Below are 13,122 nucleotides of genomic sequence, written 5' to 3'. Positions count from 1 at the left end.
TGATATAGCATTAAGTCGGTTTCCTTATGGTGGCACAGCCCCTTGAAATATAAGATATGTGGTATAATACTATGATACCATATTTCATAAATAAATTTAACTGTATTTAGTTTGCTCTTTCCGTTAACCTAAAGTGTCAACACATAAAAATGACCCCCGCTTTTAAGCAGAGGTCATCTTTTTACAACTTACTATAAACTATACTTATCCAAGCCCTATTACCATCCAAGCTTACTCTTAATTTCCTCAGTAAGCTGGTCAGCCATTAACTCGTGAGTAGCAAGGCTTGGATGCCAATCTTCTCCATAGCCAGTGCTTCCGTTTTGCTGCGGGAACTCAACAAGATATACCTTCGAATCTCCCTTTTTGTTATAATCATTTACGATTTCTGTAACATAGCTGCGGCATGAATCCAAGCCTGTTCCCCAAAGCATTGGACCGATACAGCAGAAAACATGCGCATCCGGATAGTTTTTACGAACTTGTCCGATAAGGGTTTTGTATGCTGTTATAAATTCTGTTTTATCCGGAGTTATGGAAAAATCATTTGTACCTAGATTAATTACAACTACCTGAGGCACATATTTACTAAAATCCCATTCAACTCCGCTATAAGGAAGGGTATATGGATAACGATCCAGCATAACAGGCCCAGCGGCACCGCCGTAGTTCGTAGTAAGTCCAATTCCGGACCATGCAACTATATTTGAACTTGCATTCAAATTACGAGCTGTAATAGCCGCATAAGACAAATAACTATTCTCATTTCTCGGTGTAAAAGACTGTTCCTTGCTTGTCCCTTCATTTCCGTATGCACATGTAATTGAATCCCCGATAAACTCTATTTTCCTCTCTAAAGGATTAGGTGCGGAAAGGAGCTTTCCTGAACCGAAATCAAATCCAAGGAACTGAGCTTCTCCTAAGGATGCTTCTGTCCTTTTCCATAAAACAAGGCTATGATTTCCCTCGGTAAGACCGCTTACTAATTTTACAGTTGATGTGGTAGTGTTAACCGAAAAAGGAGGAAGAGGATTACCGTCTACAATAGCCTGGAACCAGTTTTCTCCGGTGGATTTGATAGTTGCGCTAGCTTCTGTTCCGTAGAAATTCAGCTCAACATTGCTTCCGGACCATGCACACTTTGCTCCCTTCGGATCTGAAAAATCAAATCTTCCATTATACAAAATGCCTGGATTGTTATCATCAGGAGTACCTTCTACAGGGAATTTGTCTATAATGTGCAATAAATACCTATTCATTAGTGTTAAGTCTGTTGAAGTGATTTTTTTGTCTCCGTTCACATCAGCAGCAATCCTTCCGTTTGGACTCGGGAATTCATCTATTATGCGCAGCAGAAATCTTTTTAGTGTTGTTAAATCTGTAGAATTTACTTTTCCATCTCCATTTACATCCCCATATAAAACAGAAGGTGTAGGTGAAGGTGTCGGCATCGATGATTTGGTTGGTGTCGGAGACGGTGTGTATGAAGGATTTCCGCCTGCACCCCTTACAAGAGCCTGAGCAATTTCAGGATAATACCATTTGAGAGTATATCTATTTAATAAAGCGTAAGTCTCTGCCTCACCCGGATAGTAATAACCGTTGTCCCACCAGAAGACAGTAATTCCTCTAGCAGCAGCTTCCTTAGCATAGTGCTCAGCATGGGCTACCCTTGAAGAAAGGTTATTCTTATCTATTGTACCGAATTCCCCAATAATTACCGCTCTTCCGTTTTTCACAAACCTGTTGTAAATTGCATCAAGCTCATATGAAAGAGAAGTCTTATCATAATCGCTTCCCCAATTCGAAGTTCCGTTAACATCCATAGCAAAGAAATACGGTGAATAAGCATGTATGGATACAATAACTCTATCATCATTATTTGGAATAACAAGATCGTTCAATGCAACATCCAGGCTGGTTGCTGCATTAGTCGGAACCATTATAAACCTTTTAGCATTATTTCCACCGCTTGCCCTGATTGTGTTAACAACAGCCAAATTGAATTTATTTATTACATCACGATTTTCATATGTTCCACCAGTCCATTCTGTTGGTGATCCTATTACTCTTGGCTCGTTCATTGTCTCAAAAACCAGATAGTCGCTATAATCTTTAAAACGGTCTGCAATTTGCTCCCAAAGTTTCACAAGCTTCTCTTTACTCTGTTCTTCATTGGCATATGTAGGTATAATCCATGTATTGTCGTGATGAACATTTATAATAGCATACATATCATTATCAATAACATAGTTCACTACTTCCTCTACTCTGTTAAGCCATGCTTCATCAATTTTGTAGCTTGGAGCAGATCCGATATGAGTATCCCAGGTCACAGGCACTCTAACGGCATTAAAGCCCATCTCCTTTACCTTATCTATCATTGCCTTGGTTGTGCGAGGATTTCCCCAACCGGTCTCTGTAGGAGCATCTAAGGTATTCCCTAGATTCCAACCGATTTTTATATCTTTGACAAAATCTATTGCAGAGATATCACGCATACCTGAATCAGGATCTGAACTTGAAGTTGGTATCGGTGTAGGTGCTAATGTTGTAGTTGGTGTCGGAGTTACTCCGGTAAATACCGAACATATTACTGAAGTATTTTTAAGACCGTTTGGTCCGTTTACAACATTATTTCCCCATTCGCTCAAGCTGTTTCCGGCCCAGTCATATGCCATGTCAAGGTATTCTACTCCTCCTCCATTTCCTTTCCATGACCACGCCAGCCATCCTACATTCTTCTCTTGACAGTAGCGCATAATCGCTTCTTCGTCAACATCTCCATCAGAATGGTTCCAGCCAAATTCTCCTACACATATAGCCAATCCTTGGCTTTGTGCTCCCTCAATCATTGATTTGATTGTTGCTTCATCCTTACCGGCATATCCATACATATGTACCGCAAACATTGTGTTTTTAAGTACATCTACTGCAAATACTTCTTTTCCTCTTTCTTTTACGCAAGCTCCGTACTGTCCCCACCCTGTTGAATCAACCAATATTGTATGGGTAAGTCCTGCATTTCTAATTACCGGTATTGCCTTTTTGTATCCACTTGCCCAAGCTGCACTATCCCATGTGCCGCCCCATTCATTTGCAATGTTTATTATTACCGTATCTTCTTTTCCAACCAACGCACTCTTAATATCAACAAAGTAATTCGCCGCTGCCAGCAATGATGCTTCATCATTATATCCTGTAGCATCGTGCACTTCCAAAATGGCTATCATTTTGTTCTGCTCACACAGGGATATGATATTGCTTACTTCACTCGCGCTGTCCTTTGTCCATTGTTCCCCATTGGAAAGTACAATTCTTACAGCATTACAGCCAGCCTTAGCCAATGCAGGTATGGTAGTTTTCAATTCACTCTTATACCATGTGTGGGCATGGTTTACGCCTCTCATTACAAACTCATTTCCGTTTGCATCCAAAAGCTTAGTTCCCGATACTTGAAAACCATTCACCGGTGATGCTGCGCCAACTGTAAATGTGGCTAGTAAACTTGCCAGCATCACAAGCATACAAACTAAAGAAACTACTTTTTTCACATTACTCTCTCCTTTACAAAATCAATAACTTTTCTTACGAATACTCTTTTCTTGTATCTATCGACTATATCCTACAGCTCCCCCCTCATATTTAGATTTAAAATATTATTATTCAAATAATAACATTACTATTTAATATATAATTCGAAAAATCACATTTATTTTAGCAGGGCAAAATAAAAATATATTTATCTCTGCTGAAAAATGAAAAAAATATCGAAATATATAAGAAGGGGGGGAGGACATCAAATTGGGAAAGCTGAGTTTTTTGAAAAAGCTAAAATCCGATAATGACCCTACGAATGATATTGTGCTGAAGATACAAAGCGGAGACAGGTTATTAAAAGAAAAATTCATACACGATTACACTCCTTTCATTTTAAAAACAGTTGCCCAAATAACCGGAAAATACGTCGATACTGAAAACAGCGAAGAATATAGTGTTGCACTTATGGCTTTTGATGAAGCCATAGACTGTTTTGACATAAATAAAAACAAGAGCTTTTTAGGTTTCAGCGATCTTGTTATAAATAGAAGGGTCATAGATTATCTGAGGAAAATCAAAAAGGAGAGGAATGTATTTCCTTTTACCTACTTTGAAAGTGAAGCAAACAATGACTTTAGAGAAAAGTATATGCCTCAATATTCCACTGTGAGGCTTGATAATATTGAAATCAAGGAGGAAATTATTCTATTTAAGGAAAGATTGTCCTCTTTTGGTATAACTCTTGAAAACCTAGCCAAGAGCATGCCAAAACATAAGGACTCAAAAATAATGTGTATCAAAATAGCAAAAATAATTGCAAATGATGACAAGCTTTTCAATAAACTAAATAGAACAAAGCACCTACCTATGAGTGAATTAATGAAGCTCGTTGATGTACATCAAACAACGATAGAAAGAAACAGAAAATTCATAATTGCCGCTAGTATAATTATAAACAGTGGTCTTGATGTAATAAAGAGTTATCTTTTGTTCATGGAGGAAGGCGGTGAAAGACATGATTAACATAGGAACTGTAATGGAAATCTACGAAAACGAAGTTTTAGTAATGACCAGCGATGTTGAACTTATATATCTGAAAAAAAGTCCCAAAATGTTTTTAGGACAGCAGGTTTGCTTTTCTGAAAGTGATATTGTAAAACCCGGAGTAAGAAAGCTGAAATATGTTCTTGCTTCTGGAATAGCAGCTATTTTTATGGTTGCACTTATTGCCGTGCATTTGATACAAAATATAAGTATAAGCCCTCAAAACATCAGCTATGCTTTTATTGATATGGATATCAATCCAAGTATTGGTTTTTTTATAGATGATAAAAATATCGTCCAGGAGGTTTCACCCTTAAACTCTGACGCAGAAAATCTGACAAAAGATTTATCCTTGGAGCACCTGCATGTTACGGAAGCTGTCAAACAAGTCATTGACAAATCCAAAGAAACAGGCATACTGAATGAGAACGAAAATAGTGTCATCATGATTTCTGGCTCGTTGAATCCCGAAAACAGTGATTACAATGTCAAAAAAGACAACCTTGAGCTTAAGTTGAATCAGTTGCTAACCTCATTGGCAGATATTGATAACACTCTAGCAGATAAGTCATACACTATAAAAATAGTTCAAGTTGAACCGGAAATGAAAAAGCAAGCTATGGAAAACGGTTTATCGTCGGGAAGACAGTTGATACTTGAAAAAGCCCAGTCAGAAGGAATTGATTTGACCTTGGAAGATGCAAAATCAGACAGCATATCTTTTCTCATAAGGAAGGTCGGATTGGATGAACAACCTACCGATAAAGGACCATTAGACTTGCCTATGGAATCTATTGTGTCTATTGAACCTACTGGAGTAGTTGAACCGACTCCTGCTCCTGTATCGCCCAACATAGAGCCTACTGCTACCAAGACTCCGGCAGCATCTATGGGTATAGAGCCTGTTGCTTCCAAAACCCCGGCTTCATCTTCGAGTGTGGAACCTACAGCATCCAAATCCCCAGCTGCATCTATGAGTAGGGAGCCTGCTCCTTCGAAAACTCCGATTGCACCTGAAAGTATGAAGCCGTCTATCACCCCAAAGAGCCCTGTTGCATCTCATGATGCAATAAAAATACAGTATTATGACAGTACCCCCAATGGAAATGACATTATTCAGATTAACTCCGTTTTTAAATTGATCAACACAGGAAATACCACCATTAATTTAAAAGATGTGACTTTCCGATACTATTACACAATTGATAGCGAAAGCCCGCAATTTTTGGACTACTGGGCTCAAGAAGGCGAATCAAGCCTTACCTACAGGTTTGTAAAAATGAGTAAGCCTACTGAAAAAGCCGATTATTATCTGGAAGTAGGATTTTTAGGAGGTCAATTGAACCCGGGAAAAGAAACCGTAGTGGTTACCTGGTTTAACAAAGAGGACTGGTCAATATATAATCAAAAAAACGATTATTCGTATAATCTTTCTAGTTTCTACACTTACCACGACTGGAAATACGTAACAGGTTATATCTGTGGTGAGTTAAAATGGGGTATTGAACCGGGAAATTGAAAACATTAGCAATTTTAGTATGAAAATAAGCAATATACGCAATGACTATGAAAGATTTTTGAATATATAATTACAATATATATTATTCAAAAAAATGTATTGGAGAATTGAAATATGAAATCCTTTATAGGCGAAAATTTTTTACTTCAAAACAATACTGCAGCCCAGCTGTATCATGAATACGCAAAAAACATGCCCATATTCGATTATCACTGTCATTTAAGTCCAGTGGAAATTGCTGAAAATAAAAAATACAGAAATATTACAGAGCTTTGGCTGGGCGGTGACCATTATAAATGGAGGGCTATCCGTAGCAACGGCATAGAAGAAAAATATATAACTGGAGAGTCATGGGACAAAGATAAATTCATAAAGTGGGCTGAGACCCTTCCCCGCTGCATCGGGAATCCTTTGTATCATTGGACTCATTTGGAGCTTTTGAGATATTTCGAAATTGATCAGTTGCTTTCGCCGGATACAGCAGAAGAAATATGGAACAAATCCAATGAAATGCTCAAAAACGACGAATTCTCAGCAAGAGCCCTTATCCGCCGTTCTAATGTCCGGGTGCTTTGCACCACCGACGACCCTACAGACGCCTTAAAGCCCCATCAAAGCTTAGCCTCTGATAGCAGCTTTGATACAAAGGTGCTCCCTACATTTCGTCCGGATAAGGCCCTAAACATTCAAGCTGTCGGCTTTGCCGAATGGATTGGCAAGTTGGAGCACGTAACAGGCCGCACTATCAATGATATTGAAAGCCTTAAAACTGCCCTTCTTGATCGTATTGACTTTTTCAATGGTATTGGCTGCAAAATCTCAGATCATGCAATGGACCCTATGATATATAGAGAAAGCAGTGATGAGGAAGCTTCTAAAATACTAAAAAAAGCATTGGACGGACAGACTATTGATTGTTCTGAAGCCGAAAAATACAAGACCGTTTTAATGCTCTTCCTCGCAAGACAGTATGCAAGACTTGGTTGGACCATGCAGCTCCATCTAGGAACCATGAGAAATTGCAACAGCAGAATGATGCGGATTCTTGGCCCCGATACAGGCTTTGATGCTATCGGCGACTGGAATCACGCACAGCCTCTGGCACGCTTTTTGGATGCTCTCGATACCAGCGATGAACTTCCGAAAACCATTCTATACAGCCTTAACGAATCGGACAACGATATACTTGCAACCATAATGGGCTGTTTTCAGGGTAGTTGTGTACCCGGGAAAATACAGTTGGGCTCTGCTTGGTGGTTCAATGACCAGAAGGATGGCATGCAAAAACATCTCACTTCCTTAGCTAACCTCGGTTTGCTAAGTACATTTGTCGGCATGCTCACCGATTCAAGAAGTTTCCTGTCCTATACCCGACATGAATATTTCCGCCGCATACTGTGCAACATGATTGGAACCTGGGTAGAAAACGGAGAAGCACCAAAGGATATGGAGCTTCTCGGAAAAATGGTACAGGACATTTGTTATAATAATGCTGTACGCTATTTCGGTATATCAGATAAATAGTTGTTGCTATAGGCAATGAGAAGGCTTTTGTGAATATCACAATATGCCTTCTCACAGCACTTAAAAACCTACATGATTTTTAGAAGCACTCTTTTTAATACGGAACAGTCTGTAGAGTTAATCTTGCCATCATCATTCATATCTGCATTTGCTACATTTATTGAGTTTTCATTTACGATTTTTAATACATACCTTTTTAAAAGGCTATAATCCGTTGAATTGACTTTACCATCCGAATTAATATCACCTTTTTTACCTTGGGGTGGATTTGATGGAGTTGGGATAGAAGTTGGAGTAGGAGTTGGTTGTACGTTGCCTGCCAAAGATTTTAGCACGTCGATCGTATATTTATACCAGAGATTTGCAATTTTTGTGTATCCTGTAGTACTTAAGTGCAAACCATCCCCAGAAATATCGGTGTTTCTATTAAATTGGATATCGCTTAATTTGACAAAATAAACCTTCTTACCTTCATTGGCCTTCTGTTGAACTATTCCCGGAATTAACGCATTATACTGCTTCACCATTTCAGGCCACGGATAATAATCAGACACAAACAATGTTATATTGGGTTTGACAGTGAAAATCTGGTCTATTAAATTGCTAAGACCTGTTGGATTCGGATTACCGCCGCTTACAAACATGTCATTTCCACCAATCCAGAGGAACACTACATCAGGGTCATAGGTATTAAGCCAGTTGTTAATATTGCTTGCTATCTGGGGAATCGTCCAGCCGGAATGACCTTCATTATCTTTATCGGGCAAATGACTGGGTCCTCCCCTTTGTGAGCCTACAAAGTCAATACTAAGACCGGCATCTGTTAAAAGTCTGTATAAATCGGTACGGTAAGAACCCATCTCCCCGTCTCCCATACCGGCGGTGCAGGAATCTCCAACCGGCATAATTTTTAGAGTTTTTGACGCAGCCGGCGATTCTATTCCCATCACCCCTACAACCATAATGCTGACCAACAGAGTTGATAATACTTTTGCTGCCAAATTCCTCAATTTGAACATCTTATCTCCTCCCTATAAAAAATATATATTTTGGATATAAAACCATTTTAAAAAAATATTCTTAATCTTTTCTTAAAAAACATAAAAGTATTTTTTCTACAAACCATTCAGACAATTTTATTAAATATTCTAATCTATTTCCTTTTGACTATTGTATAATAGAATTGTGAAATAAAAGGTATTGGTATATTTGGTCTCTCAATCTTGCGAAAGGAATGGAAATAGAAATGAGAATACTGCTTGTTGAAGATGAAGTACGTCTTTCTGAAGCACTTGTACATACTTTAAAAAAAAATAATTATATAGTTGATGTCGCTTTTGACGGAATAACAGGTCAGCAAATGGCGGAAACAGAGATGTACAATGTTATTATCCTCGATAGAATGCTGCCTGGAAAAAATGGGCTTGATGTTCTTATAGAACTAAGAAAACAGGGAATCACAACTCCTGTTCTCATTCTGACAGCGAAAGATTCTATAAAAAATAGGGTTGAAGGTCTTGATAGCGGAGCAGACGATTATTTAACAAAACCCTTCTCCAAAAGTGAATTGCTTGCAAGAATACGGGCTTTAGGAAGAAGACAAAGTGAAATATTAGTAAATGAAGAGATAAATATAGGAAATATGAGATTTAATTATATAAAGGGAGAAATAAATGCAAATGGTCGAACCATAAAACTTACCTCAAAGGAATCTCAGATTCTTGAGATACTAGCTAAAAATAAAAACATAGTTGTTTCAAAAGAACAGCTTTTAGAAAGAATTTGGGGTTTTCAAGCAGATATAGAGCTTAATAATATTGAAGTATATCTCTCATATCTTAGAAAAAAGCTTGCAAAATCAGACTGTGGAATTGTAATTGAAACCATCAGAGCAAGAGGTTATTGCTTGAAGGAGGTATTATAATATGTTCCGAAAACTTAAGATTAAATTTATCTTGACCAATATTGTTAGCCTAACAACTGTACTGCTTATTATTTTTTTCGGAATATATTTGTCGATGAAAGGTTTTCTAAAATTTCAGGCTGATATAATACTGTATTCCATTGCAAACGAAGAGAAACTTAATTCAAATTTTGACTCTGGACTAGTCAGATTCTTTTTTATCAAAATAAACACCTCGGAAGAAATTGTTGGGTATTTAATGAATATTAATATTTCCAATGAAGACATGAAGGCATTTAAAGAAAAAGTAATAGAAAGAGATGTAACACATGGGAAAATTGCAAATGACAAATTCAAATTTAAATTCTTGAAAATTCCCAAAGAGTATGGTCATATTATTGTATTTCTTGATTACAGTGTAGAAGAAAAAATGTACAAACCTCTTATTGTGATTAGTATCTACATTGTTTTATTATCCATAGTACTGGTTTTTACAACAAGTCTTTTCCTCGCAAACAGAGCCATCAAACCAATAAAAATATCCTGGGAAAAACAGACAGTTTTTATTGCAGATGCATCCCATGAACTGAGAACACCCCTTGCAGTAGTAAATTCCAATCTTGAAATAGTAATGGAAAACGAAAATGAAACTATCGGCAGTCAGAAAAAGTGGCTGGACAACATCCAAAACGAATTGGATCGCATGAAAAAACTTATTGACGATTTATTGTTTCTGGCAAGGGCGGATTCTGAAGATGAAATGCCCAAAGAGTATTTTGACTTAAGCAAGCTTTTGCATAAAGTTTTTAATAATTTTATACTTCTTTGCGAAAAGAAAGGCCTAAAACTACGTTTGGACACTAAAGACAATATTATTTTCTACGGCAACGAATTTCGAATAAAACAACTCCTATCAATATTGTTGGATAATTCAATAAAATACACAGGAAGCGGAGGAGAAATTGAACTAAAGCTAAAATCAGATGTCAGCACCGTTCAACTGTCTGTCCGCGACACGGGAGAAGGTATTCCCAAAGAGCATATTGACAAGATTTTTGACAGATTTCATAGAGTTGATAAATCCCGTTCAAGAAATCACGGAGGCGCGGGACTTGGCTTGGCTATTGCCAAATGCATAGTAAATGAGCATAAGGGAACCATTAAAGTTATAAGTGAAGTATCAAAAGGAACGGAATTTACAATATCTCTGCCACAGAAAGTATCGTCAAAGGATTTCCCATACTCGTCATGAGTATTTTTATCTAATTTCTTCCAAATGCTTTCTTTAACGGTATATATAATGCTAACACAACAATTAATAATATACAACTTATTATATGAGGATATATATTTCCTGCAATAAGTATTGACGTTGGTCCATCTGCTGAACCAATTACACCTATAGAAGCTTGATTAATACTAGTGGCAACGATTTTAATCAATAACCAAATAGAAAAGCAAAAAACAATATGTTTCCAAGTAACCCAATTGCGGAAAAATTTCTTCATATACTAAACTCCTTAATATAAGCTTTATATCATCAATAATTATCCTAAATAATTTCAAGCAAGAACTTTAGGAATTAATGTTAGTAGATACGGGTATATCCCGTATTTTATCATATTCAGTTTTCTTTGGTCAATCATTTACTCGTTTTCTAATACTTTATACAGAATCAGGTACCTAAACATGAAACACAGACAATGAAATCCTGTTCTAAAATCCAGATTCTCATTGTCTGTGCTTCATTAATCTATATGAAATTAATGGGATTTTGCAGTTTATCTTTGTACCCGAGCTCCCGCACCTTTCATTACATTTTCGACCTCTTTGAGACTTGCCATGGATGTATCACCAGGTGTTGTCATTGCAAGGGCACCATGGGCAACACCACAATTAAGAGCTTTTTGCGGGTCATCCATCGTCATCAACCCGTATACAAGTCCTGATGCAAAACTGTCTCCGCCACCCACGCGATCATATATTTCAAGACTATTGTATTCATTGGCCTTATATACTTGTCCGCCTACCCAGCAGATAGCACTCCAGTCATTAATTGTGGCTGTTTTGACCGTCCGAAGAGTTGTTGCAACAATCTTAAAGTTTGGATAGGTTTTCACTACCTGATTTATCATTTTTTCATATCCACTCAAATTGAGCTCCTGTAAATTTTCGTCATTCCCTTCAACTTCAAAACCAAGACACGCTGTAAAGTCTTCTTCATTCCCTATCATTACATCGACGTAGGATGCGATTTCACGATTTACCTCCTGTGCCCGCGCCTTACCTCCGATGTAACTCCACAGTGACGGTCTGTAATTTAAATCATAGGACACAATGGTTCCATGCTTTTTAGCCACCTTCACCGCCTCTATTACTACATCCGGTGTTGTATCTGAAAGCGCAGCAAATATTCCTCCGGTATGGAACCAACGTGCTCCAAGGGTCCCAAAGATATATTCCCAGTCAATATCACCCTTCTTTAGCTGTGATGCCGCAGTATTGCCTCTGTCTGAAACTCCCAGTGCGCCACGGATTCCAAAGCCTCTCTCCGTGAAATTCAATCCATTGCGCACAGTACGCCCTATTCCGTCATAGGGCACCCATTTAACCAAGGATACGTCTACACCTCCCTGCAGCATAAGGTCCTCCACCAATCTGCCGACTTCATTATCTGCAAGGGCTGTTACTATAGCAGTGGTAAGTCCAAAGCATTTTCTAAGGCCTCGGGAAACATTATATTCTCCTCCGCCTTCCCATACTCTAAACTCCCTTGTGTTTTTTATTCTGCCGTCACCCGGGTCAAGTCTCAGCATAACCTCTCCTAATGAGATGCAATCATATTTACAACTTCCTTGCTGCTTTACATTTAAAACCGACACTTTTTACTCCCCCTCAATAATGAATTATTGCTTTACACGAGCTTCTGCTACTTTTTCAACAAACTTTCTGCCAATATCCGAGATTGACTGATAGTCTCCTTTTTTTGCTCCGGCGGTAAGATTTCCTCCAACTCCCACAGCAACACATCCTGCCATTATCCATGCATCCACATTGTCGAGACTTACTCCTCCGGTAGGCATCAGTTTTGCATATGGAAGAGGCCCTTTAATTGCTTTTATAATTGCCGGTCCGTAGAGTTCTCCCGGAAAAACCTTTACAATATCCGCACCAGCCTGCATACATTCCACCACTTCCTTGATAGTCATAGCACCCGGCATACAAGCTATCTGATACCTGTTGCAAATCTCGACAACCGAGGTATTAAGACAGGGGCTGACTACAAAACTCGCACCAGCGAGAATTGCTGTTCTGGCAGTCTCCGGGTCCAAAACAGTTCCTGCACCGATGATAATTTCACCGTTTTTATAGGTTTCAGATAATGATTTTATTACATCAGTTGCTCCCGGTACAGTATAGGTAACCTCAATTCCAGCGATTCCTGCCTTAACACATGCATCGGCAATCTTCAACGCCTGTTCTGCATTCTCTGCCCTGACTACCGCTACCACTCCACATTCACATATCCTATGTATTACTTCACTTTTGTCCATTAGACCCACTCCCTGCTATTAAAAATTTATCTGTGTCT

General features: G+C 38.3%; 10 protein-coding genes. 5 read left to right on the top strand and 5 right to left on the bottom strand.

From position 1 onward, the window contains the following. Positions 1 to 218: 218 nt before the first annotated feature. Complete coding sequence (locus EFD62_RS12250) at positions 219 to 3,554, bottom strand: cellulase family glycosylhydrolase (RefSeq protein WP_128706213.1); 3,336 nt, start codon at positions 3,552 to 3,554, stop codon at positions 219 to 221. A 268-nt stretch (positions 3,555 to 3,822) separates the two neighbouring features. Here EFD62_RS12250 and sigI point away from each other — a divergent pair, with 268 nt between their 5' ends. The 3 genes from sigI (at position 3,823) to uxaC (ending at position 7,627) form a co-directional block, all read left to right on the top strand. Then, positions 3,823 to 4,563 carry an RNA polymerase sigma-I factor gene (gene sigI / locus EFD62_RS12245; RefSeq protein ID WP_235832646.1) on the top strand — a complete coding sequence of 247 codons (741 nt, stop codon included), beginning with the start codon at positions 3,823 to 3,825 and terminating at the stop codon, positions 4,561 to 4,563. Next, on the top strand, positions 4,556 to 6,103 hold the full coding sequence (locus EFD62_RS12240) for an anti-sigma-I factor RsgI family protein (RefSeq protein WP_235832649.1): 1,548 nt from the start codon (positions 4,556 to 4,558) through the stop codon (positions 6,101 to 6,103). The genes sigI and EFD62_RS12240 overlap by 8 nt, the downstream gene beginning before the upstream one ends. Positions 6,104 to 6,217: 114 nt before the next feature. Then, positions 6,218 to 7,627: a glucuronate isomerase gene (gene uxaC, locus EFD62_RS12235; protein WP_069193684.1), complete on the top strand. Its 1,410-nt coding sequence runs from the start codon at positions 6,218 to 6,220 to the stop codon at positions 7,625 to 7,627. A 68-nt stretch (positions 7,628 to 7,695) separates the two neighbouring features. Here uxaC and EFD62_RS12230 read toward each other — a convergent pair whose 3' ends face one another. After that, a complete protein-coding gene (locus tag EFD62_RS12230) occupies positions 7,696 to 8,646 on the bottom strand; it encodes a dockerin type I domain-containing protein (RefSeq protein WP_069193683.1) in 951 nt (316 codons plus the stop codon). Between the two features lie 227 nt (positions 8,647 to 8,873). Here EFD62_RS12230 and EFD62_RS12225 point away from each other — a divergent pair, with 227 nt between their 5' ends. Beyond that, a complete protein-coding gene (locus tag EFD62_RS12225) occupies positions 8,874 to 9,551 on the top strand; it encodes a response regulator transcription factor (RefSeq protein ID WP_069193682.1) in 678 nt (225 codons plus the stop codon). A gap of 1 nt (position 9,552) precedes the next feature. Then, positions 9,553 to 10,782 carry a sensor histidine kinase gene (locus EFD62_RS12220; RefSeq protein WP_069193681.1) on the top strand — a complete coding sequence of 410 codons (1,230 nt, stop codon included), beginning with the start codon at positions 9,553 to 9,555 and terminating at the stop codon, positions 10,780 to 10,782. 10 nt (positions 10,783 to 10,792) lie between these two features. Here EFD62_RS12220 and EFD62_RS12215 read toward each other — a convergent pair whose 3' ends face one another. The 3 genes from EFD62_RS12215 to EFD62_RS12205 all read right to left on the bottom strand — a co-directional run bounded on the left by EFD62_RS12215 (position 10,793) and on the right by EFD62_RS12205 (position 13,084). Beyond that, a complete protein-coding gene (locus EFD62_RS12215; RefSeq protein WP_128706210.1) occupies positions 10,793 to 11,038 on the bottom strand; it encodes a hypothetical protein in 246 nt (81 codons plus the stop codon). 273 nt (positions 11,039 to 11,311) lie between these two features. After that, positions 11,312 to 12,412: a sugar kinase gene (locus EFD62_RS12210; protein ID WP_069193679.1), complete on the bottom strand. Its 1,101-nt coding sequence runs from the start codon at positions 12,410 to 12,412 to the stop codon at positions 11,312 to 11,314. 24 nt (positions 12,413 to 12,436) lie between these two features. Further along, positions 12,437 to 13,084, bottom strand: coding sequence for a bifunctional 2-keto-4-hydroxyglutarate aldolase/2-keto-3-deoxy-6-phosphogluconate aldolase (locus EFD62_RS12205; protein ID WP_069193678.1), 648 nt, complete (start codon positions 13,082 to 13,084; stop codon positions 12,437 to 12,439). Positions 13,085 to 13,122: the final 38 nt, after the last annotated feature.

It is taken from the genome of Acetivibrio mesophilus, from assembly GCF_004102745.1.
Taxonomy (GTDB): Bacteria; Bacillota; Clostridia; order Acetivibrionales; family Acetivibrionaceae; genus Hungateiclostridium; species Hungateiclostridium mesophilum.
The sequence above is the reverse complement of the archived record's forward strand: the minus strand, read 5'-3'. Positions and strand labels throughout refer to the sequence as shown.

Bases quoted from the DNA above. Each gene is read 5' to 3' on its own strand.
- EFD62_RS12240 (WP_235832649.1), top strand. From the start codon at position 4,556: ATGATTAACATAGGAACTGTAATGGAAATCTACGAAAACGAAGTTTTA.
- uxaC (WP_069193684.1), top strand. From the start codon at position 6,218: ATGAAATCCTTTATAGGCGAAAATTTTTTACTTCAAAACAATACTGCA.
- EFD62_RS12230 (WP_069193683.1), bottom strand. From the start codon at position 8,646: ATGTTCAAATTGAGGAATTTGGCAGCAAAAGTATTATCAACTCTGTTG.
- EFD62_RS12225 (WP_069193682.1), top strand. From the start codon at position 8,874: ATGAGAATACTGCTTGTTGAAGATGAAGTACGTCTTTCTGAAGCACTT.
- EFD62_RS12220 (WP_069193681.1), top strand. From the start codon at position 9,553: ATGTTCCGAAAACTTAAGATTAAATTTATCTTGACCAATATTGTTAGC.
- EFD62_RS12215 (WP_128706210.1), bottom strand. From the start codon at position 11,038: ATGAAGAAATTTTTCCGCAATTGGGTTACTTGGAAACATATTGTTTTT.
- EFD62_RS12205 (WP_069193678.1), bottom strand. From the start codon at position 13,084: ATGGACAAAAGTGAAGTAATACATAGGATATGTGAATGTGGAGTGGTA.